We start from the raw sequence: 24753 nt of genomic DNA, 5'->3' as shown, positions 1-24753 counted from the left end.
GACCAATTCTAACACCATCAGTGCAGGTCAGAGCAGTTGAAAGATGAGCTAACCCCTCCCTGAAGGGAGGGGCCTGCGCTCAAGATGTCCGGTCAGTACCTCTGCGGCTGGCTCTGGTTTTCCCGCATCGCGGCCTGCGCGGGGCTGGAGGCCTCGGGCTGCCAGGACGCCGGCGTCTGCTGGGCGACGACCGTGGACTCCGACTCCCGGTCGGCCTGCGGGGCGTTGGGCACCTTCCGCAGGGCGATGGTCACGAAGAGCATGCCCAGGATGACCACGGCACCGGCCACGACGGCCGCCAGGTTGAGGCCGTGCGTGAAGGCGTCGCGGGCCACCTTGAGGACGGTCTGACCGGTCGCGCCGGGCAGCTTCTGCGCCGCGACGATGGCTCCGCCCAGAGTGTCGGGAGCCGCACTGTAGGCCTCCTTGGGCAGGCCTCTGGGCAGCTTGTCCTTGACGTCGTTGCCGTAGACGTAGGCGCCGACGCTGCCGAGCAGGGCCATACCGAGCGAACCGCCGAGCAGCGAGCCCGTCTCGAGCACCGAGGTACCCGAACCGGCCTCCTTCTCACTGACGTTGGCGACCAACATGTCGGTGCACTGGCCCAGGACCGAGACCAGACCACCGGCCTGCAGGCTCATCGCCACCAGCATCAGCCACAGCGGCGAGCCGGCGTCGAGCTGCGTCATGATTGCGAAGCCGCCCAGCGCCATCGCGAAGCAGCCCGCGGTGATCGAGGAGCGCCGCACGCCCTTCTCCAGGAACCCGACCGTGGCCGGCTGGATGACGGCGACACCCACCGAGGGCACCAGGCTCCACAGCGCCGCGTTCAGCGGAGTGCGGTCCTGCACCGACTGCAGGTACTGCGCGGTGAAGACGGTGAAGCCGATCAGGGCGAAGGAACCGATGAGCTTGGTGATCACCGCACCGCTGACCGCACGCCGGCGCAGCAGCGCCATGTCCAGCATCGGGTGGTCGGAGGCGCGCTGCCGGATGGCGAAGGCGATCAGGCTGGCCACGCCGACGCCGACACAGGCCAGACGCAGCGGGTTGGTGCCGTTGGCCGCGATCTCCTTGATGCCGTAGATGAGCGGGAACAGACCGACGATGGTGAGCAGCGATCCCAGCACATCGAACTTGCCGAGTCGCGGGATCTTGGATTCCGGCAGCAGGATCGGGGCCGTGATCAGCAGCATCACCATGAACGGCACGTTGATCAGGAAGATCGAGCCCCACCAGAAGTGCGCGAGGAGCAGACCGCTGAGCACCGGGCCGGCGGTCACACCCGTGCCGAGCGTGCCGACGAAGATGGCGACGGCCTTGGTGCGCTCCTTCGGGTCGTGGAACATCACCCGCAGCAGCGCCATGGCGGTGGGTTCGAGGGTCGCACCGCCGACGGCCTGGAAGATGCGGGCGAAGATGAGCATCTCCGAGCTCTGGCTGTAGGCCGCGAGGACCGAGCCGACACCGAAGACGAGCGCACCCAGCATCAGGAGCTTGCGGCGGCCGATCCGGTCACCGATGGAGCCCATCGTGATGTAGAGGCTCGCCAGCACGAAGCTGTAGGCGTCGAACATCCACAGTTGCTGGGTTGCGGTCGGCTCGAGTTGTTCGGTGATGTTCGGAACGGCGAAGTACACCACCGACATGTCCATCGACACGAGCAGCAGGGCCAGCATGAGCACACCTAGTGCGGTCCACTCCTTCCGGCCGGCCTTGCGAGTGACTTCAGGCATGTTCGATGCCTCCCGTGATCGGATCGAGCCTTTTACTGCGTGCGGCGCACGCGGCACTGTGTAGACCATACGCAGAACGTGGGGGGAGGGTCAATCGGATCGGGAGAGATGCGGAGTTGACGGCATCGCACATTTTCTGATGGGCCGTCAGGGGACGAGAGGTGGTCAGTCTCGTGCCGTCCTCTGCGGCGGTTTCGCGGCTAGCCCTTCCCCGGGCAGACCCTTCGCCAGGTGTGACGCAGGGCCTTATCCGAAACCATAGCGGCGTCGCGTACTGGCCGGGTGAGGGCAATTCCACCGCTCAAGCGGAACTCGAGACGAGCTCCGATCGAAGCGCTTTCCGGATGGCTTGAAAGGGCTCTTTCCGAGCCGCTCGGGACGGCCCGTGAACCCAGCCAACGGGCACGTCCAAGCAGGTCGTGAGGGTGAGGGCGTACCGCGTCCGTGCGGCCGGAAACACCCGGCCGCACGGACGCGGGAAGAACGGACACACCGCAAGCAATCATGGTCGGCATCCCGCCATATCCGAACACCGGCATTATCCAGCGGAATTCGAGCTCCACTCAAGTGAAATTCGAGCGGCTCTCCAGCGGAATTTACGCTGCCTTTGCGAACGGATCCAGCAGGCCTCGTCACAGGCTCTTGAGGTACTCCGTCATGACCTCGTGGAAGGTCTCCGGCTCCTCGAGGTGCGGCAGGTGGCTGGAGTCCTCGAAGATCACCCAGCGCGCGTCGGGGATCAGCTCCCGGTACGGCCGCACGGTCTTCGGCGTGGCCTCGTCGTGGCGGCCGGAGAGCACCAGCGTCGGCACGGCGATGTCCGGCAGGCAGTCCTCGACGCCCCAGTCCTTCAGCGTGCCGATGACGTGGAACTCGCTGGGGCCGTTCATGGAGTAGTACACCGTCGGGTCGTTGTAGACCTCGTAGAACGAGGCCCGGTACTCGCGCGGCCACGGCTTGAGACGGCAGACGTGCTTCTCGTAGAAGGGCGTCATCGCCTCGTGGTACTCCTCGTTGTCCGTCGTCCCGGCGGCCTCGTGGCGCAGCAGCGTCTCGTTGACGCCGGGCGGCAGCTGGGCGCGCAGCACCGTCATCTCCTCCAGCCACAGCGGGTACGAGGCGGGCGAGTTGGCGATGACGAGTCCGCGCAGCCCCGCGGGGCGTGCGGCGGCGTGCTTGGCGGCCAGGAGGCCGCCCCAGGACTGCCCGAACAGCACGTAGTTGTCGGCGATGCCGAGGGCGGTGAGGAGGTTGTCGAGTTCGGCGAGGAACAGCTCCACGGTCCAGAAGTCCGCGCCGCGGCCGGGCAGATGGGTGGAGCCGCCGTTGCCGATCTGGTCGTAGTGCACGACCGGCCGGCCCTCCTCCGCGAGCCGGGCGAGCGGCAGCAGGTAGTCGTGCGTGGAACCCGGGCCACCGTGCACCACGACGACCGGCGCGAGGCCCGAGTCGGGGTCTCCGGTGACCCGGTACCAGGTCTTGTACTCGCCGAACGCAACGGTTCCCTTGGCGCTGGGGGCCTGCGACATGTCCCTCACCTTTTTCACGTGTTCTGGGCTGAGATCCACTCCTCCACCGTCTTCGCGGTGTGCTCCGCCTCCTCCTCCACGATGGTGAAGTGGTCGGCGGGAACGGAGCGGTAGGTGTGGCCGATGTGCCACGGCCGGGCCTTCCAGGAGTCGTCCCCGTCAGGGCCGTCGGTCAGGAAGCTGCGTTCGGCGCCGACGAACAGCACCGGGGTCTCGATGCCGTCGAGCGGGAACAGCGGCAGCAGGTCGAAGTAGGCGCGCATGGCGGACAGGCCCGCCGCGTCGAACAGGCCGTAGTGCGAGTCCCGTTCGACCAGCGCGGCGGACATCTGCTCGAACACCTGGGCCTGCATGCCGCCGCCCGCCTCCTGCGTCACCACGTAGGTGTCCACGAGGACCACGCCGGCCGCGGGCGTGCCCAGGTCGCGCTCCAGGCAGGCCGCGGTCCCGTAGGCGAGGAGCCCGCCGGAGGAGTAGCCGAGCAGGACGAACGGCTCGCCCTCCGCCGCGTCCAGTACGGCGTGCGCCAGCGCCGAGGTGAGCGCGCCGACGGAGCCGGGCAGGTTCTCGCCGCGCTCGAAGCCGGGCGACGGCAGGGTGGCCAGATAGCGCACGTCACGGAAGTGCGAGGCCAGCCGGGCATGCTGGTGCGTGCCGCCGGTGGCCATGGGCGTGCCGAGGCAGATCAGCCGCGGCCGGGCGGGACCGTCCGCGAGCCGCACCGGGCGCAGCGGGACGGCCAGGCCCTCGTACGAGTCGAATGTCGGCCGCAGATCGGCGACCGCGCGCAGCAGACCGAACGCCTTGGTGGTCTCACCGGCCAGAACGGTCCGGCGGAAGAGCCCGGTCACGGTGTCCCCGTCGTCCTGCGCCGCCCGGCCGCCCGGCGCCACCTGCGTTTCGTCGAACCGGTTCAGCGTCTCGGCCAGTTCACGTGCCAGCCCCGCGGGGGTCTTGCTGTCGAAGACGGCCATGGGCGGCAGGCCGAGCCCGAGGACGGTGTTGAGCGCGCCGCGCAGCTCCATGGCGCTCAGCGAGTCGACTCCCGCCTCCAGGAAGTCCCGCTCGGGTGCGATGGCGTCCACGGAACTGTGTCCCAGCACCCGGGCGGTGTGCTCCAGCACCAACGTCAGCAGGGCGCTCTCCCGCGCGGCCGGCTCGAGGGCGGCGAGCTGTCCGCGCAGGACCGAGGGGTCCGTCTTGGCCCGGGCGGTACGGCGCCTGGTGACCCGGACCAGGCCCTTGAACAGGGTGGGCAGGTCCTCGCCCGCCGAGCGCAGCGCCTTCAGGTCGAGGCGGATGGGCACCAGGGCAGGCGCGGGCAGCGTCCCCGCCATGTCGAACAGCTCCAGGCCCTGCTCCGGCGAGAGCGCGTGCACACCGGTGCTGTTCATCCGGTCGATGTCGGCCTGGCTCAGCTCACCCGCCATGCCCTCGGCGTCGTCGCCCCACAGACCCCAGGCCAGGGACTGGGCGGGCAGACCCTGCGCCTGCCGGTGGGCGGCCAGGGCGTCCAGGAATGTGTTGGCGGCGGCGTAGTTGCCCTGTCCCGGGTTGCCGAAGACACCGGCCGCGGAGGAGAAGAGGACGAAGGCGGTCAGGTTCTTGCCGGCGGTCAGGTCGTGCAGGTTGAGGGCCGCGTCCACCTTCGGACGCAGCACCTTGTCCACCCGCTCCGGAGTGAGCGACGCGATCACGCCGTCGTCCAGGACACCCGCCACGTGCACCACGCCCGACAGGTCGACGCCCTCGATGAGCGCCGCCAGCGCCTCACGGTCGGCCGCGTCACAGGCGGCCACCGTCACCTCCGCACCCAGCGCGGTCAGCTCCGCCGCCAACTCCCGTATACCCGGGGCCTGTTCACCACGGCGGCTGGTCAGCAACAGACGCCGTACACCGTACTCAGCGACCAGATGCCGGGCAAACAGCCCACCCAGAGTGCCGGTCGCACCGGTCAGCAGGACCGTGCCCTCGGCCGAGAAGCGGGGCTCGGTCGCGGGTTCCGTGGGGGCGGGCGTACGGGCGAGGCGGGCGCCGTAGGCGGTTTCGTCGCGTACGACGACCTGCGGTTCGCCGGTTGCCAGGGCGAGGGAGACTGCGGTGTCCTCGCCGTCCTCGCCGTCCTCGCCGACATCGACGAGGAAGAAGCGGCCCGGGTCCTCCGACTGGGCCGAGCGGACCAGGCCCCATACGGCGGCCCCGGCCAGGTCCGTGACATCCTCACCCGGCAGCGCCACCGCACCCCGGGTGACGAACACCAACTGCCCCTCGGCACCCTGCAGTTCGGCCAGCGCCCGGTGCACTGCCGACCGCACCTCACCGGCATCCGTACCAGGGGCCGTGTGCAGCACGGTCACGTCGTCGGGTACCGGCCCGTTCTGCGTCGTCCCGGGCAGCGTCACCCAGTCCAGCTGGAACAGCGACTCGTGGAACGCCGAGCCCGCAGCCGCCAACTGATCGGCGGAGACCTCCCGCAGGACAAGGGCGTCGACGCTCGCCACCAAAGAGCCCTGCTCGTCGGCCACCTGCAGGGCAACGCCGTCCGTACCGGCGGAGGTGAGTTTCAGTCGTACCCGGGTGGCACCCGAAGCATGGAAGGACACACCCGTCCACGCGAACGGCAGCCGAGCAAAACGGTCATCGCCGCCCTCACGCAGGCCGATCGCATGCAGGCACGCATCCAGCAGCGCCGGGTGCACCCCGAAGCCGTCGACGGCTGTGTCCTCGGGCAGTGCGATCTCTGCGTAAATCTCCTCACCCGAGCGCCAGGCAGCCGTCAGGCCCTGGAACACCGGCCCGTACTCCAGACCGGCCTCCGCCAACCCCTCGTACAGACCCTCCACATCCACCGACTCCGCACCCACCGGCGGCCACTGCGCCAGGTCGAAGGGGGCCTCGGGCGCGGCGGCGGACAGGGTCCCGGTGGCGTGCAGGGTCCACTGGACGTCGTCGGTGTCGTCCGCACGGGTGTACAGGCGTACCGGCCGGCGCGCACCGGAGTCGTCCGGCTCGTCCACGACGACGTGGACGACGACGCCCCCGCTCTCCGGCAGCACCAGCGGCGCCTGGAGCGTCAGCTCTTCGAGCCGGTCGTGACCGACCCGGTCGCCGGCGGCGATCGCCAGGTCCACCAGGCCCGTGCCGGGCAGGAGGACGGTGCCGCCGACGGCGTGATCGGCCAGCCACGGCTGGGCCGCCAGCGACAAGCGGCCTGTCATCAGCACGCTGTCACTGTCGGCCGGGGTCACCGCTGCACCGAGCAGCGCGTGTCCAGCGGGTTCCAGACCGGCCCCGGACACTCCGCCCAGTTCGGCGGCGACCCAGGATTCGGCCAGGTAGTCCAGGGTGTGGAACCAGTAACGCTGCCGCTGGAAGGCGTACGTCGGCAGATCGACACGATGGGCACCGGTGCCCGCGTAGAACGCCGTCCAGTCGACCGTCCCGCCCAGTACCGCGATCCTTGCGACTGCGGACACCGCCTCGCGGCTCTCGTCGCGGTCGCGGCGCAGCGCGGGGACGAAGGCGCCTTCGGCGGTCTGCTGACCCATCGCGGTCAGGACCGCGTCCGGACCGAGCTCGAGGAAGCGGGTGACACCCTTGTCCGCCAGCACCTTGACGGCATCCGCGAAGCGGACGGCTTCGCGGACGTGGCGGACCCAGTACTCCGGGTCGGACAGCTCGCCGCTCACCGCAGTGCCGGTGAGGGTGGAGACGATCGGGACGGACGGAGCACCGTACGACAACTCCCGTGCCACAGAACGGAACTCGTCGAGCATCGGCTCCATCAACGGCGAGTGGAAAGCGTGCGAGACCTTCAGGCGGGTCGTCTTACGGCCCTCGGCCTCGAAATGCGCCTTGATCCGCAAAGCCTCGGCCTCGAGACCGGAAACCACAACAGAGCTGGGCCCGTTGACCGCCGCGATACCGATGCCGTCGGCCAGCAGCGGACGAACCTCGTCCTCCGTGGCCTGTACGGCGACCATCGCCCCGCCCTCCGGCAGAGCCTGCATCAACCGGCCACGCGCAGAAACCAGCCTGGCCGCGTCCGTCAGCGACAGGACACCCGAGACATGCGCGGCCGCGAACTCACCGATCGAGTGGCCGGCCAGATAGTCCGGCTTGACACCCCACGACTCCACCAGCCGGTACAGCGCCACCTCGATCGCGAACAACGCAGGCTGCGTGAACTCCGTACGACCCAGCCGCCCGGCGTCCTCACCCCAGATGACATCCCGCAGCGGCAGATCCAGCTCGGCGAGCACGCCGTCGAAGGCCTCCGCGAACACCGGGAACGCGGCATACAACTCCCGCCCCATACCGACGCGCTGCGCCCCCTGCCCCGTGAACAGGAACGCCGTACGACCAGCCCCCCGCACACTCCCCTGCACCACACCAGCAGCCGACCGCCCCTCGGCCACAGCCGCCAGACCCGCCAGCAGTTCCTCCCGGTCCGCACCCACCACAGCCGCCCGGAAGTCCAGCGCAGTGCGGCGGGTGGCGAGGGAGTGGGCGACATCGAGCGGACGCAGTGCGGGGTGTGTTTCGAGGTGGGACTTCAGGCGCTGGGCCTGGCCGTGTAGGGCCTGTTCCGTCTTGCCGGAGATGAGGAGGGGGACGACAGGGAGGGAGCTGTGCTCGGCCGTGTTCTCCTCGGGGTCGGGTTCCGGGGCCTGTTCGATGATGACGTGGGCGTTGGTGCCGCTGATACCGAACGAGGAGACACCCGCCCGGCGCGGACGGCCCGTCTCCGGCCAGGGCTGGGACTCGGTCAGCAGGCGGATGTTGCCCTCCGACCAGTCGACCTGCGGCGTCGGCTCGTCCACGTGCAGGGTCGGCGGCAACACACCGTTCCGGATCGCCTCGACCATCTTGATGATGCCCGAGACACCCGCCGCGGCCTGCGTGTGACCCATGTTCGACTTGATCGACCCCAGCCACAACGGCTGATCCTCCGGACGATCCTTGCCGTACGTCGCCAACAGCGCCTGCGCCTCGATCGGGTCACCCAACGTGGTACCCGTACCGTGCGCCTCAACCGCGTCGATGTGGTCGGGGGCGAGCTGGGCGTTGGCGAGGGCCTGGCGGATGACGCGGACCTGGGAGGGGCCGTTGGGTGCGGTGAGGCCGTTGCTGGCGCCGTCCTGGTTGACGGCGATGCCGCGGACGATCGCGAGGACCGGGTGGCCGTTGGCGCGGGCATCGGACAGACGTTCGACGAGGAGCATGCCTGCGCCCTCGCCCCAGGCCGTACCGTCCGCCGCGGCGGCGAAGGACTTGCAGCGGCCGCTGCGGGACAGGCCCCGCTGCCGGCTGAACTCCACGAAGGTCTCCGGCGTCGCCATCACACAGACGCCGCCGACCAGGGCGAGCGAGCAGTCGCCCGAACGCAGCGCGTGCGCAGCTGAGTTGAGCGCGACGAGGGACGAGGAGCAGGCCGTGTCCATGGTCACCGACGGGCCTTCGAGGCCGAGGGCGTAGGAGACGCGGCCGGAGGCGATGGAGCCGGTGTTCGCGTTGGCGGCGTAGTCGTGGTACATCATCCCGGCGAAGACACCGGTGGCCGAGCCTTTCAGCGTGGCCGGGTCGATACCGGCCCGTTCGATCGCCTCCCACGACGTCTCCAGCAGCAGCCGCTGCTGCGGGTCCATGATCAGCGCCTCGTTCGGCGCAATGCCGAAGAGGGACGGGTCGAAGTGGGCGGCGTCGTGCAGGAAGCCGCCCTCACGGACGTACGTCGTGCTGGGGCGCTGTGCCTCGGGGTCGAAGAGCTGGTCGGCGTCCCAGCCGCGGTCGGCCGGGAACTCCGTGACCGCGTCCACGCCGTCGGCGACCAGCCTCCACAGGTCCTCCGGCGTCTCCACCCCACCCGGGTAACGGCAGCTCATGCCGATGATGGCGATGGGTTCGCGGAGCGTGGCGGTGAGCTTCTTGTTCTGTGCGCGCAGCCGCTCGGTCTCCTTCAGCGCCGACCGGAGCGCGTCGACGAGTTTGTTCTGGTCAGAGCCGGCCATTACACATCTCCCGTTTCCCCGCTGCTGAGCGCGAGGCTGATGAGGCTTTCGGCGTCCATGTCGTCGATCGAGCCCTCCCAGGCCTCGTCGGCCTCGTCCGGTTCGGTTCCTGCGTCGCTGACGCCGCCGAGTTCGAGCAGGGCGTCCAGCAGACCCGCGTCCCGCAACCTGCTGAGCGGAATGGTCTGCAGGACCTCGCGGATCTCGGCCTCGCCCGACCCCCCAGCGTTGCCGTCGCCGCCCGAGTCCGGGACGAGCTCCACTCGTATGTGGTCGGCCAGCGCCCTGGCGTTGGGGTAGTCGAAGACGAGCGTGGGCGGCAGCCGCAGTCCGCTGAGTCCGTTGAGCACGTTGCGGAACTCGACCGCGCTGAGCGAGTCGAAGCCCAGCTCGCTGAAGGCCCGGTCCGGGTCGACGGCGTCGGCGCCCGCGTGGCCGAGGATGGTCGCCGCATGCGTGCGGACGGTGTCCAGCAGCAGGGCTTCCTGCTCCTCCACGGAGAGGCCGGTGAGCTGTTGCTTGAGCGCGGTCGCAAAGGCCCCGCCACCACCCGCCGCCGCGGTACGCCGGGCGGGCGTGCGGACCAGGCCCTTGAACAGGGTGGGCAGGTCCTCGCCCGCCGAGCGCAGCGCCTTCAGGTCGAGGCGGATGGGCACCAGGGCAGGCGCGGGCAGCGTCCCCGCCGCGTCGAACAGCTCCAGGCCTTCCCGGGCCGAGATCGCGTGCACGCCGGTGCGCTGCATGCGCTCCAGGTCCGCCTGGCTCAGCTCACCCGCCATGCCCTCGGCGTCGTCGCCCCACAGACCCCAGGCTAGGGACTGGGCGGGCAGACCCTGCGCCTGCCGGTGGGCGGCCAGGGCGTCCAGGAATGTGTTGGCGGCGGCGTAGTTGCCCTGGCCCGGGTTGCCGAAGACACCGGCCGCGGAGGAGAAGAGGACGAAGGCGGTCAGGTTCTTGTCGGCGGTCAGGTCGTGCAGGTTGAGGGCCGCGTCCACCTTCGGACGCAGCACCTTGTCCACCCGCTCCGGAGTGAGCGACGCGATCACGCCGTCGTCCAGGACACCCGCCACGTGCACCACGCCCGACAGGTCGACGCCCTCGATGAGCGCCGCCAGCGCCTCACGGTCGGCCGCGTCACAGGCGGCCACCGTCACCTCCGCACCCAGCGCGGTCAGCTCCGCCGCCAACTCCCGTATACCCGGGGCCTGTTCACCGCGACGGCTGGTCAGCAGCAGACGCCGTACACCGTACTCAGCGACCAGATGCCGGGCAAACAGCCCACCCAGAGTGCCGGTCGCACCGGTCAGCAGGACCGTGCCCTCGGAGGAGAAGGCCGGGGTCTGCTCGTCGACCGCCGCGGGCGTACGGGCCAGCCGGGCACCGTAGGCGGTCGTGCCACGCACGACGACCTGCGGTTCGCCCGACGCGAGTGCCAGGGACACGGCGGTGTCCTCGCCGTCCTCGTCGGTGTCGACCAGCACGAAGCGGTCGGGTGACTCGGACTGGGCCGAGCGGACGAGGCCCCATACGGCGGCGCCGGCCAGGTCGGTGACATCCTCACCCGGCAGCGCCACCGCACCCCGGGTGACGAAGACCAACTTCCCCTCGGCAGCCTGCAGTTCGGCCAGCGCATGGTGCACCGCCGACCGCACCGCCTCGGCATCCGTGCCGGAGGCGTAGCGCAGCACCGCCACGTCAGCCGGCACCGGCCCGGTCTGCGTCGTCCCGGGCAGCGTCACCCAGTCCAGCTGGAACAGCGACTCGTGGAACGCCGAGCCCGCAGCCGCCAACTGATCGGCGGAGATCTCCCGCAGAGCAAGAGCCTCGACGCTCGCCACCGGGCGGCCCGCGCCGTCGGCGACAGTGAGCGAGACCGCTTCTCCCGCGAAGGTGAGCTTCAGCCGTACCCGGGCGGCACCCGAGGCGTGGAAGGACACACCCGTCCACGCGAACGGCAACCGCGCCGAACGGTCATCGCCACGCGCCCGCAACCCGATCGCGTGCAGGCACGCGTCCAGCAGCGCCGGGTGCACCCCGAAGCCGTCGACGGCTGTGTCCTCGGGCAGTGCGATCTCTGCGTAAATCTCCTCACCGGAACGCCAGGCAGCCGTCAGGCCCTGGAACACCGGCCCGTACTCCAGACCGGCCTCCGCCAACCCCTCGTACAGACCCTCCACATCCACCGACTCCGCACCCGCCGGCGGCCACTGCACCAGGTCGAACGACGGCTGCCGGGCCACTGAGGTGAGCAGGCCCACGGCGTGGCGCACCCACGGCTCGTCGTCCCCTTCGGCACGCGAGTGGATGCCGACCGGCCGGGCGCCGCTCTCCCCAGGTGCCCCGACGGACACCTGGACCTGGATTCCGCCCCGCTCGGGCAGTATCAGCGGCGCCTGAAGCGTCAGCTCCTCCAGCTGGTCGCTGCCGACCTCGTCGCCGGCGCGGATCGCCAGCTCCACCAGGCCGGTGCCCGGGAAGAGGACGGTGCCGCCGACGGCGTGATCCGCCAGCCACGGCTGGGAGGACGTCGACAACCTACCGGTCAGCACCACACCGTCGCTGTCGGCCAGCGTCACGGCCGCGCCGAGCAGCGCGTGTCCGGAGGAGCCGATGCCCATCTCGGACAGGGCGGTACCCGTCTCGACGATGCTGTCCAGCCAGTACGTGCTGCGCTGGAAGGCGTACGTCGGCAGTCCGTCGACTGCTCGGGCTCCGGTGCCGGCGTAGAACGCCGCCCAGTCGGGGGTGGTCCCGGAGACGTGCAGCCGGGCGACGGTGCCCAGGAGCGTGGGCACCTCGGCCCGGCCCTGGCGGAGCGCGGCCGCCAGCACCGCCGACTCCGACTCCACCGACTGCTGCGCCATCGCGGTCAGTACGGCGTCGGGGCCCAGCTCGAGGAAGCGGGTGACGCCCTCGGACTCCAGCACCTTGACGGCATCGGCGAAGCGGACGGCTTCGCGGACGTGGCGGACCCAGTACTCCGGGTCGGACAGGTCGTCGCCCACCGCAGTGCCGGTGAGGGTGGAGACGATCGGAATGGACGGGGTGCCGTACGACAACTCCTGTGCAATGGCACGGAATTCGTCGAGCATCGGCTCCATCAACGGCGAGTGGAAGGCATGGGAGACCTTCAGCCGGGTCGTCTTACGGCCCTCGGCCTCGAAGTGCGCCTTGATACGAAGGGCTTCCGCCTCGACGCCCGAGACGACCACCGCAGTGGGGCCGTTGACGGCCGCGATACCGATGCCGTCGGCCAGCAGCGGACGTACCTCGTCCTCGGTGGCCTGCACGGCGACCATCGCCCCGCCCTCCGGCAGGGCCTGCATCAACCGGCCACGCGCAGAAACCAGCCTGGCCGCGTCCACCAGTGACAGGACACCCGAGACATGCGCGGCCGCGAACTCACCGATCGAGTGGCCGGCCAGGTAGTCGGGCTTGATACCCCACGACTCGACGAGCCGGTAGAGAGCGACCTCGATCGCGAACAGCGCAGGCTGGGTGAACTCCGTACGACTCAGCCGCCCGGCGTCCTCACCCCAGATGACATCCCGCAGCGGCAGATCCAGCTCGGCGAGCACGCCGTCGAAGGCCTCCGCGAACACCGGGAACGCGTCGTAGAGTTCGCGTCCCATACCGACGCGCTGCGCCCCCTGCCCCGTGAACAGGAACGCCGTACGACCAGCCCCCCGCACACTCCCCTGCACCACACCAGCCGCCGACCGGCCCTCCACGTACGCGGTCAGACCCGCAAGCAGTTCCTCCCGGTCCGCGCCCACCACCGCCGCCCGGAAGTCCAGCGCAGTGCGGCGGGTGGCGAGGGAGTAGGCGACGTCCTGCAGGCGCATGGCGGGGTCGCCGTCGACGTAGGTCCGCAGGCGTTCGGCCTGGGCGCGGAGGGCTTCCGGGGTCTTGCCGGACAGCGGCCAGACGATCGTGTCGGGAGCCGTCCCCTCGGCCTCGGCCCGGTCTTCTGCCGGGGCCTGTTCGATGATGACGTGGGCGTTGGTGCCGCTGATACCGAACGAGGAGACACCCGCCCGGCGCGGACGACCCGTCTCCGGCCAGGCACGGGACTCGGTCAGCAGCCGGACATTGCCCTCCGACCAGTCCACCTGCGGCGTCGGCTCGTCCACGTGCAGAGTCGGCGGCAACACACCGTTCCGGATCGCCTCGACCATCTTGATGATGCCCGAGACGCCGGCCGCGGCCTGGGTGTGGCCCATGTTCGACTTGATGGAGCCCAGCCAGAGGGGCTGGTCCTCCGGGCGGTCCTTGCCGTACGTCGCCAACAGCGCCTGCGCCTCGATCGGGTCACCCAGCGTGGTGCCCGTGCCGTGCGCCTCGATCGCGTCCACGTCGTTCGTGGTCAGACCCGCCGAGGCCAGCGCCTGCCGGATCACCCGGCGCTGCGAGGGACCGTTCGGCGCGGTCAGGCCGTTGCTCGCGCCGTCCTGGTTCACCGCCGAGCCCTTGACGATCGCGAGGACGGGGTGGCCGTTGGCCCGGGCGTCCGAGAGGCGCTCGACGAGGAGCATGCCCACGCCCTCGCCCCACGCCGTACCGTCCGTCGACGCGGCGAAGGACTTGCAGCGGCCGTCGGGGGCCAGACCCCGCTGACGGCTGAACTCCACGAACGCCTCCGGCGTCGCCATCACCGCGACACCACCCGCCAGCGCCAGCGAGCACTCACCCGACCGCAGCGCCTGCGCCGCCAGATGCAACGCCACCAGCGACGACGAGCAGGCCGTGTCCACGGTCACCGAGGGGCCCTCGAGGCCGAAGGTGTAGGACACGCGGCCCGACGCGACGGAGCCGGTGTTCGTGTTGTCCTGGTAGTCGTGGTACATCATCCCGGCGAAGACACCGGTGGCCGAACCCTTCAGCGTGGCCGGGTCGATGCCCGCCCGCTCGATCGCCTCCCACGACGTCTCCAGCAGCAGTCGCTGCTGCGGGTCGATGGCCAGCGCCTCGTTGGGGCTGATGCCGAAGAAGTCGGGGTCGAAGTCGCCCGCGTCGTGCAGGAAACCACCGTGCTTGACGTAACTCGTGTCCGGGCGCTCGGAGTTCGGGTCGTACAGCTCGTCGATGTTCCAGCCACGGTTCGTCGGGAACTCCGACACCGCGTCCACCCCACCGGCCACCAGCCGCCACAGATCCTCCGGCGTCTCCACCCCACCCGGATAGCGGCAGCTCATGCCGACGATCACGATCGGGTCGCCGTCGGTCACGGCCACGGTGGTGGCGGCGCCCGTGGTGTCGGCGCCGGTGCCCGTGACCTCCTGGGCCAGGTGCCGGGCGAGCACGGCCGGGCTGGGGTAGTCGAAGACGAGGGTGGCGGGCAGGCGCCGGCCGACGGCCTCGCCGAGGCCGTTGCGGAACTCGACCGCGCTGAGCGAGTCGAAGCCCAGCTCGCTGAAGGCCTGTTCCGGGTCGATGGCCTCCGGTCCCGCGTGCCCGAGGGTCGCCGCGGCCGTGGCCCGGACGAGGCCGAGGATCTCGGCCTCCTGCGCCTCGGGGGACATCCCGGCGAGCCGCTGGGCCAGGGCCGACGCGGTCGCGGTGCCCGTCGTACCGCTGACGACCCGGCGGGCCGGGCGGCGGACCAGGCTGCGGAAGAGCTCGGGCAGTTCGCCGTCACTCGCGCCGAGTGCCTTGACGTCCAGCCGGATGGGGACCACGGCGGGCGCGGGGAGCGCGCCCGCCGTGTCGAACAGCTCCAGGCCCTGCTCCGGTGAGAGCGCGTGCACACCGGTGCTGTTCATCCGGTCGATGTCGGCCTGGCTCAGTTCACCCGCCATGCCCCCGCCCCACAGACCCCAGGCCAGGGACTGCGCGGGCAGACCCTGCGCCTGCCGGTGGGCGGCCAGGGCGTCCAGGAACGTGTTGGCGGCGGCGTAGTTGCCCTGTCCCGGGTTGCCCAGCGTTCCGGCGGCCGACGAGAACAGCACGAAGGCGGTCAGGTTCTTGCCGGCGGTCAGGTCGTGCAGGTTGAGGGCCGCGTCCACCTTCGGACGCAGCACCTTGTCCACCCGCTCCGAAGTGAGCGACGCGATCACGCCGTCGTCCAGGACACCCGCCACGTGCACCACGCCGGACAGGTCGACGTCCTCGATGAGCGCCGCCAGCGCCTCACGGTCGGCCGCGTCGCAGGCGGCCACCGTCACCTCCGCACCCAGCGCGGTCAGCTCCGCCGCCAACTCTGGCATACCCGGGGCCTGTTCACCACGTCGGCTGGTCAGCAGCAGACGACGTACACCGTGCTCAGCGACCAGGTGCCGGGCAAACAGCCCCCCCAGAGTGCCGGTCGCACCAGTGAGCAGAACCGTGCCCTCGGCCGAGAAGACCGACGCGGGCCGTGTCTCGTCGTCCTGCGCCACCGGGGTGCGCACGAGCCGGGCGCCGTACGCGGCACCGTCCCGGACGACGACCTGCGACTCCCCCGACGCGAGCGCCAGGGACACGGCGGCGGCGCCGTCCTCGTCGACGTCGACCAGGACGAAGCGGTCCGGGTCCTCCGATTGAGCCGAGCGCACCAGACCCCAAACGGCGGCACCCGCCAGGTCGTTGACGTCCTCGCCCGGGAGTGCCACTGCGCGGCGCGTTACGACCGCCAGCCGCCCGGCAGCCGACCGCAGCTCGGCGAGCGCCCGATGCACCGCCGTCCGCACGGCGTCCGCATCCGCACCCGCTTCAGTGCGGAGCACCACCACATCACCTGGCGTCGTTCCATCGGCCCGCACCTCCGGCAGCCGTACCCAGTCCAGCTGGAACAAGGACTCGTGGAACGCCGGCCGGGCCGCCGCCTGCTGGTCCGCCGACACCGCCCGGAGGACCAGCGAACCGACCGTGGCGACCGGACGGCCCTGCTCGTCGGCGACCTCCAGGGAGACGCCCTCGGCGCCCTGACGGGAGAGCCGTACCCGGAGCCGGGCGGCACCGGTGGCGTGCAGGGAGACGCCGGTCCACGCGAAGGGCAGCCGCGTGGCCTCGGCGCCGCCCGCCAGCAGCCCGGTCGCATGCAGGCACGCGTCCAGCAGGGCCGGGTGCACCCCGAACCCGTCGACGCTCGTCTCCTCGGGCAGGGCGACCTCGGCGTACACGTCCTCACCGGAGCGCCAGGCGGCCGTCAGGCCCTGGAACACCGGCCCGTACTCCAGGCCGGCCTCCGCGAGGGTGTCGTACATCCCGGTCAGGTCGACCGCCTCGGCACCGCGCGGCGGCCACTGGGCCAGGTCGAAGGAGGGCGCCAGCGCTCCGGCGGACAGCAGACCGGTCGCGTGGCGCGTCCAGGCCTGCTCCTCGTCGTCGGGGCGGGCGTACACATGCACCGGACGCGTGCCGTCGTCGGCGGCGGTGCCCACCACCACCTGTACGGCGACCCCGCCCCGCTCCGGCAGTACCAGCGGCGCCTGAAGCGTCAGCTCCTCCAGCCGGCCGCAACCGACCCGGTCGCCTGCGGCGATCGCCAGCTCCACCAGGCCCGTGCCCGGGAAGAGGACGGTGCCGCCGACGGCGTGATCCGCCAGCCACGGCTGCGAGGACGTCGACAGCCGCCCCGTCAGCACCACACCGTCACTGTCCGGCGACGCAAGCACGGCACCGAGCAGCGGATGGGCCGCCCGGTCCAGACCGGCCGACGTGACTCCGCCGGTGTCCGCGCCCGCCCAGGCGTCGGCCCAGTACTCCAGCGCGTCCAGCCAGTAGCGCTGCCGCTGGAAGGCGTACGTCGGCAGATCGACGCGGCGGGCGCCGGTGCCCGCGTAGAAAGCCGTCCAGTCGACCGTCCCGCCCCACACGGCGATCCGCGCCACCGCCGAGACCACCTCGGCGGCCTCCGGCCGGTCGCGGCGCAACGCGGGCACGAAGGCCGCGTTCTCGGCCGACTGCCGGCCCATCGCCGTGAGTACGGCGTCCGGGCCCAGCTCGAGGAAGCGGGTGACGCCCTCGGACTCCAGCACCTTGACGGCATCCGCGAAGCGGACGGCTTCGCGGACGTGGCGGACCCAGTACTCCGGGTCGGACAGGTCGTCGCTCACCGCAGTGCCGGTGAGGGTGGAGACGATCGGAATGGACGGGGTGCCGTACGACAACTCCTGGGCGATGGCACGGAATTCGTCGAGCATCGGCTCCATCAACGGCGAGTGGAAGGCATGGGAGACCTTCAGCCGGGTCGTCTTACGGTCCTCGGCCTCGAAATGCGCCTTGATGCGTAGGGCTTCCGATTCGACGCCCGAGACGACCACCGCAGTGGGGCCGTTGACGGCCGCGATACCGATGCCGTCGGCCAGCAGCGGACGAACCTCAGCCTCGGTTGCCTGCACAGCGACCATCGCCCCGCCCTCCGGCAGAGCCTGCATCAAACGGCCACGCGCAGAAACCAGCCTGGCCGCGTCCGTCAGCGACAGGACACCCGAGACATGCGCGGCCGCGAACTCACCGATCGAGTGGCCGGCCAGGTAGTCGGGCTTGATACCCCACGACTCGACGAGCCGGTACAGCGCCACCTCGATCGCGAACAGCGCAGGCTGGGTGAACTCCGTACGACTCAGCCGCTCCGCGTCCTCACCCCAGATGACATCCCGCAGCGGCAGATCCAGCTCGGCGAGCACGCCGTCGAAGGCCTCCGCGAACACCGGGAACGCGGCATACAACTCCCGCCCCATACCGACGCGCTGCGCCCCCTGCCCCGTGAACAGGAACGCCGTTCGACCGGCCCCCCGCACACTCCCCTGCACCACACCAGCCGCCGACCGGCCCTCCGCGTACGCAGTCAGACCCGCAAGCAGCTCCTCCCGATCCGCACCCACCACCGCGAGGCGGCGGTCCATGGCGGATCGGTCGGTGGACAGGGAGTAGGCGACGTCCACGGGTCGCAGGGCCGGGTCGCTCTCCACGTACGCCCGCAGGCGTTCGGCCTGGCCGCGCAGGGCCTCGTCCGTCTTCGCGGAGAGCAGCCACGGTACGGCGGGAAGGTCGGACCCGGTCGGGGGCTGCTCGGTGTCGAGGTCGGGGGCCTGTTCGATGATGACGTGGGCGTTGGTGCCGCTGATGCCGAAGGAGGAGACACCCGCCCGGCGGGGACGGCCCGTCTCCGGCCAGGGCTGGGACTCTGTCAGCAGGCGGATGTTGCCCTCGGACCAGTCGACCTGGTGGGTGGGTTCGTCGACGTGCAGGGTGGGGGGCAGGACGCCGTTCCGGATCGCCTCGACCATCTTGATGATGCCCGAGACGCCGGCCGCGGCCTGGGTGTGGCCCATGTTCGACTTGATGGAGCCCAGCCAGAGGGGCTGGTCCTCCGGGCGGTCCTTGCCGTACGTCGCCAGCAGTGCCTGCGCCTCGATCGGGTCACCCAGCGTGGTGCCCGTGCCGTGCGCCTCGATCGCGTCCACGTCGTTCGTGGTCAGGCCCGCCGAGGCCAGCGCCTGCCGGATCACCCGGCGCTGCGAGGGACCGTTGGGGGCGGTCAGGCCGTTGCTGGCGCCGTCCTGGTTGAGGGCGGATCCGCGCACTACGGCGAGCACCGGGTGGCCGTTGCGGCGGGCGTCCGAGAGGCGCTCGACGAGGAGCATGCCCACGCCCTCGCCCCACGCCGTACCGTCCGTCGTCGCGGCGAAGGACTTGCAGCGGCCGTCGGGGGCCAGACCCCGCTGACGGCTGAACTCCACGAACGCCTCCGGCGTCGCCATCACCGCGACACCACCGGCCAGCGCCAGCGAGCACTCGCCCGACCGCAGCGCCTGCGCCGCCAGATGCAACGCCACCAGCGACGACGAGCAGGCCGTGTCGATCGTGACGGCGGGGCCTTCGAGGCCGAAGACGTACGAGACGCGGCCGGAGGCGATGGCGCCGGTGCCGCTGTTCGCGGCGTAGTCGTGGTACATCATCCCGGCGAAGACGCCGGTGGCCGTGCCCTTGAGCGTGGCGGGGTCGATGCCGGCCCGCTCGATCGCCTCCCACGACGTCTCCAGCAGCAGCCGCTGCTGCGGGTCCATGCCCAGGGCCTCGTTGGGGGAGATGCCGAAGAAGGCCGGGTCGAAGTCGGCGGCGTCGTGCAGGAAACCACCGTGCTTGACGTAACTGGTGTTCGGGCGCTCGGAGTTCGGGTCGTACAGCTCGTCGATGTTCCAGCCACGGTTCGTCGGGAACTCCGACACCGCGTCCACCCCGCCGGCCACCAGCCGCCACAGGTCCTCCGGCGTCTCCACCCCACCCGGATAGCGGCAGCTCATGCCGACGATCGCGATCGGGTCGTCGTCGAGGGCGGTGGCCTTGGCGGGTGCGGTCGCGGGCGCGGGCGCGTCCTGGCCGGACAGTTCCTCCAGGATGTGGCGGGCCACGTCGACCGGGCTCGGGTAGTCGAAGACGAGGGTGGCGGGCAGTCGCAGGCCGGTGTCGTCGTTGAGGCCGTTGCGGAGTTCGACGGCGGCCAGGGAGTCGACGCCGAGGTCCCGGAAGGCGCGCTCGGGCTCGATCGCCCGGGCGTCGGCGAAGCCGAGGACGACGGCCGCCCGGTTGAGGACCAGGTCGAGCACTGCCTGCCGGCGTTCCTCCGCCGGCAGCGCGGCGAGCCGGTTCTTCAGCGTGCCGGTCTCGGTCCTGGCGGTGCCCGCGCTGCGGCGGCGCCGGGTGCCGGCCGGGACGAGCCCGCGCAGCAGGGCGGGCGCGTCCTCGCCCTGGGAACGCAGCGCGGCAAGGTCGAACTTGACGGGGACGAGGGTGGGTTCGGTGCTGCGCCGTGCGGCGTCGAAGAGCGCGAGCCCCTCCTCGGGGGTGAGCGCGTGGATGCCGCCCTGGGATATCCGGCCGCGCTCCGCCTCGTCGAGGGTGTCGGCCATGCCTCCGGCCCACAGGCCCCAGGCCAGAGACTGGGCGGGCAGACCGTGGGCCTTGCGGTGGGCGGCGAGGCCGTCGAGGAAGGCGTTGGCGGCGGCGTAGTTGCCCTGGCCGGGAGCGCCCAGGGTGCCGGAACCGGAGGAGAAGAGGACGAAGGCCGTCAGGCTCTTGTCGGCCGTGAGCTCGTGCAGGTTGAGGGCCGCGTCCACCTTCGGGCGCAGCACCTTGTCCACCCGCTCGGGCGTGAGGGAGGCGATGATGCCGTCGTCCAGGACGCCGGCCACGTGGACCACTGCGGACAGGTCGACGTCCTGGAGCAGCGCGGCCAGGGCCTCGCGGTCGGCGGCGTCGCAGGCGGCCACCGTCACCTCGGCGCCCAGCGCGGTCAGGTCCGCCGTCAACTCCCTTGCTCCAGGTGCCTGTTCACCACGGCGGCTGGTCAGCAGCAGACGCCGTACACCGTGCTCGGTGACCAGGTGCCGGGCGAACAGAGCGCCCAGAGTGCCGGTCGCACCGGTCAGCAGGACCGTGCCCTCGGCCGAGAAGGCCGGGGCCTCCTCGTCGACCGCCACGGGCGTACGGGCCAGCCGGGCGCCGTAGGCGGTCGTGCCGCGCACGACGACCTGTGGTTCGCCGGTCGCCAGGGCGAGGGAGACGGCGGCGTCACCGTCCTCGTCGACGTCGACCAGCACGAACCGGCCCGGGTCCTCGGCCTGCGCCGAGCGCACCAGGCCCCATACGGCGGCCCCGGCCAGGTCGGTGACATCCTCGCCCGGCAGCGCCACCGCACCTCGGGTGACGAACACCAACTGCCCCTCGGCACCCTGCAGTTCGGCCAGCGCCCGGTGCACTGCCGACCGCACCTCACCGGCATCCGTGCCGCGGGTGCTGGTGAAGACAGCGGCGGGCGGCTGCGCCTCGGCCGCGACCGCCGGGAGGGGGGTCCACTCGACGTGGTGGAGGGAGTCGTGGAAACCGGTCCGGGCGGCGGCCAGCTGCTCCTCGGAGATGGGCCGCAGCACCAGGGACTCGATCGTGGCCACCGGGCGCCCGCCGGCGTCGGCAAGGGCGAGGGCGACGCCCGAACCGGTCGGCGTCAGCCGTACCCGTACGGCGGCGGCTCCCGCCGCGTGGAGGGTGACCCCGGACCAGGCGAAGGGAAGAGCGGCCTGCCCGCCGGTCACGCCGGTGAAGCTGACGGCGTGCAGGGCCGCGTCGAGGACTGCGGGGTGCAGGCCCAGCCGCTCCGCGTCCTTGTGCCCCTGCTCGGGGAGGGCGACCTCCGCGTACACCGTCTCGCCGTCGCGCCAGGCGGCCTTCAGCCCCTGGAACACCGGGCCGTACTGGAGGCCGAGTCCGGTGAGGTCCGAGTACAGCCCGGTCACGTCGAGGGGTTCGGCGCCGGGCGGCGGCCACTGGGTCAGGTCGAAGCGTCCCTGGTCCGCGCCGCGCGCCAGCACACCGGCCGCGTGCCGGGTCCACGGGGCGTCCTGGGAGGGACGGGAGTGCACGGTCAGCGTGCGGGTGCCGGAGCCGTCGGCCGCCCCCACGGCGACCTGCACCTGCACGGCACCGCGCTCGGGCAGGGCGAGCGGCGCCTCCAGGGTCAGTTCCTCCAGGACGTCGCAGCCGACCTGGTCGCCGGCGCGTACGGCCAGTTCGACGAAGCCGGTGCCGGGGAAGAGGACGGTGCCGCCCACCACGTGGTCTGCCAGCCACGGCTGCGCGGAGGTCGACAGCCGGCCGGTCAGCAGCACGCCGTCCGTGTCGGCCAGCGTCACCGCGGCACCGAGCAGCGGGTGGTCGGCGGCGTCGAGACCGGCGGAGGCGACGTCGCCGGCGCCGTTCTCGGGGGTGATCCAGTAGTGGCCGCGCTGGAAGACATACGTCGGCAGGTCGACCCGGCCCGCGCCACGCCCGGCGAAGACGCCCGTCCAGTCCACGGCCACGCCGCGCACGTGCAGCTGTCCGGCGGCCGTGAGCACGGCGGCGGCCTCCGGCCGGTCGCGGCGCAGCGCGGGCACGAAGGCCGCGTTCTCGGCGGACTGCTGGCCCATCGCCGTGAGTACGGCGTCCGGGCCCAGCTCGAGGAAGTGGGTGACGCCCTCGGACTCCAGCACCTTGACGGCATCCGCGAAGCGGACGGCCTCACGGACGTGACGGACCCAGTACTCCGGGTCGGACAGCTCGCCGCTCACCGCAGTGCCGGTGAGGGTGGAGACGATCGGAATGGACGGGGTGCCGTACGACAACTCCTGGGCAATGGCACGGAATTCGTCGAGCATCGGCTCCATCAACGGCGAGTGGAAGGCATGGGAGACCTTCAGGCGGGTCGTCTTACGGCCCTCGGCTTCGAAATGCGCCTTGATACGAAGGGCTTCCGCCTCGACGCCCGAGACGACCACGGACGTGGGCCCGTTGACGGCCGCGATACCGATGCCGTCGGCCAGCAGCGGACGAACCTCGTCCTCCGTGGCCTGTACGGCGACCATCGCCCCGCCCTCCGGCAGGGCCTGCATCAACCGGCCACGCGCAGAAACCAGCCTGGCCGCGTCCGTCAGTGACAGGACACCCGAGACATGCGCGGCCGCGAACTCACCGATCGAGTGGCCGGCCAGATAGTCGGGCTTGACACCCCACGACTCCACCAGCCGGTACAGCGCCACCTCGATCGCGAACAACGCAGGCTGCGTGAACTCCGTACGACCCAGCCGCCCGGCGTCCTCACCCCAGATGACATCCCGCAGCGGCAGATCCAGCTCGGCGAGCACGCCGTCGAAGGCCTCCGCGAACACCGGGAACGCGTCGTAGAGTTCGCGTCCCATACCGACGCGCTGCGCCCCCTGCCCCGTGAACAGGAACGCTGTCAGACCGTCGGAGACGGTGCCGCGCAGCACCTCGGAGCGGGTTTCGTCGGCGGCGAGGGAAGCGAGGGCCGTGACGGCCGACTCGCGGTCGTCGGCCAGGACGACCGCGCGGTGTTCCAGCGTGGCACGGGTGGTCGCGAGGGAGTGGCTCAGGTCGAGGGGGCCAAGGTCGGTGCGCTCTGCGACGTGGGTGCCGATCCGCTCGGCCTGGGCGCGCAGGGCGTCGGCGCTGCGGGCGGAGACGAGCCAGGGCAGCGGGGCGCCGGCCGGCCAGGTGGCCGGGGCCAGTGCGGTCGCCTCGGCCTCGTCCTCGACGGGCTCGGGTGCGGGTGCCTCCTCGAGGATCAGGTGGGCGTTGGTGCCGCTGACGCCGAACGCCGAGACGGCGGCCCGGCGCGGGTGCTCGCCGCGGGGCCAGGGGCGGGCGTCGGTGAGCAGCTGGACGTTGCCTGCGCTCCAGTCGACGTGGGTGGAGGGCCGGTCGACGTGCAGGGTGCGCGGCATGGTCTCGTGCCGCATCGCCATGACCATCTTGATGATGCCGCCGACGCCGGCCGCCGCTTGGGCGTGCCCGATGTTCGACTTCAGGGAGCCCAGCCACAGGGGGCGGTCCTCCGGGCGGCCCTGCCCGTAGGTGGCGAGCAGTGCCTGTGCCTCGATGGGGTCGCCCAGCGTGGTGCCCGTGCCGTGGCCCTCGACCAGGTCGAGCTGGGTGGCGGAGACACCGGCGGCGCTGAGGGCCTCGCGGATGACGCGCTGCTGGGAGGGGCCGTTGGGGGCGGTGAGGCCGTTGCTGGCGCCGTCCTGGTTGATCGCCGAGCCCTTGACCACGGCGAGCACGGGGTGGCCTGCGGCGCGGGCGTCCGAGAGGCGTTCGAGTACGAGGATGCCGGCGCCCTCGGCCCAGCCGGTGCCGTCGGCGGCGTCCGCGAAGGCCTTGGCGCGGCCGTCGGCGGCCAGTCCGCCCTGCCGGGCCATGCCGACGAAGGGGCCCGGGGTGGACATCACCATCACGCCGCCGGCCAGCGCGAGGGTGCACTCCCGTTCGCGCAGGGCCTGGGCGGCGAGGTGGACGGCCACCAGCGAGGAGGAGCAGGCGGTGTCCACGGTCACCGAGGGGCCCTCGAGGCCCAGCGTGTAGGAGACGCGGCCGGCGATGACGGCGGCGACGGCGGCCGTGCCCATGAAGGGGCCGGCCGCCTCAGGGGCGGCGTTGAGCAGGTCGCCGTAGTCCTGGAAGCCGGATCCGGCGAAGACGGCCACTTGGCCGCCGCGCACCTTGTCGGCGGGGATGCCGGCCCGCTCCAGCGCCTCCCAGGACAGTTCCAGCATCAGCCGCTGCTGCGGGTCCATGGCCACGGCCTCGCGCGGCGAGATCCCGAAGAAGGCGGGGTCGAACTCGGCCGCCCGGTCCATGAATCCGCCGCGCCGCGCGAATTCGAGGTCGTCGACGGAGTCCAGGTTCCAGCCCCGGTCGGCCGGGAAGGGGCCGACCGCGTCGACGCCGTCGGCCACCAGCCGCCACAGCTCCTCGGGGGAGGCGACCCCGCCCGGGTAGCGGCAGCTCATGGCCACGATTGCGATCGGGTCCTGCTCCCTGGCCTCGTACTCCTGGAGCCTGCGGCGGGTCTGGGCCAGATCGGCCGTGACCCGCTTGAGGTACCCGAGGAGTTTCTGATCGTCAGCCATCTGCCCGCCTCGCAACATCCTTTGGGATACGCATGGTTCCGGTGGTCCTGGGTGATCACGTTCAGTTGGTGCTGTGGTGGTGCCGGTG

Annotated in this window: 4 protein-coding genes; all 4 read right to left on the bottom strand. The window is 71.5% G+C overall.

Going from position 1 to position 24753, the window contains the following annotated elements:
* Positions 1–92: 92 nt before the first annotated feature.
* The 4 genes from ACFYXB_RS39045 to ACFYXB_RS39030 all read right to left on the bottom strand — a co-directional run bounded on the left by ACFYXB_RS39045 (position 93) and on the right by ACFYXB_RS39030 (position 24683).
* Positions 93–1736 (bottom strand): MFS transporter, encoded by a 1644-nt coding sequence (locus ACFYXB_RS39045; protein WP_389589731.1) that lies wholly within the window; start codon positions 1734–1736, stop codon positions 93–95.
* Between the two features lie 632 nt (positions 1737–2368).
* Entirely contained in the window at positions 2369–3265 is an 897-nt protein-coding gene (locus ACFYXB_RS39040; protein ID WP_389589730.1) for a proline iminopeptidase-family hydrolase, read from the bottom strand.
* Between the two features lie 14 nt (positions 3266–3279).
* Entirely contained in the window at positions 3280–9228 is a 5949-nt protein-coding gene (locus ACFYXB_RS39035) for a type I polyketide synthase (protein WP_389589733.1), read from the bottom strand.
* Positions 9229–9275: 47 nt separating this feature from the next.
* Positions 9276–24683: an SDR family NAD(P)-dependent oxidoreductase gene (locus tag ACFYXB_RS39030; RefSeq protein WP_389589729.1), complete on the bottom strand. Its 15408-nt coding sequence runs from the start codon at positions 24681–24683 to the stop codon at positions 9276–9278.
* Positions 24684–24753 lie beyond the last annotated feature (70 nt).

Source organism: Streptomyces sp. NPDC002619 (genome assembly GCF_042889305.1).
GTDB lineage: Bacteria > Actinomycetota > Actinomycetes > Streptomycetales > Streptomycetaceae > Streptomyces.
Note: the sequence above shows the minus strand (reverse complement) of the source record. Positions and strands in the feature narration are given on the sequence as shown.

What these genes read in the sequence shown, in the direction of transcription:
- ACFYXB_RS39045 (WP_389589731.1), bottom strand. Translation starts at nt 1,736, where the DNA reads ATGCCTGAAGTCACTCGCAAGGCCGGCCGGAAGGAGTGGACCGCACTA.
- ACFYXB_RS39040 (WP_389589730.1), bottom strand. Translation starts at nt 3,265, where the DNA reads ATGTCGCAGGCCCCCAGCGCCAAGGGAACCGTTGCGTTCGGCGAGTAC.
- ACFYXB_RS39030 (WP_389589729.1), bottom strand. Translation starts at nt 24,683, where the DNA reads ATGTTGCGAGGCGGGCAGATGGCTGACGATCAGAAACTCCTCGGGTAC.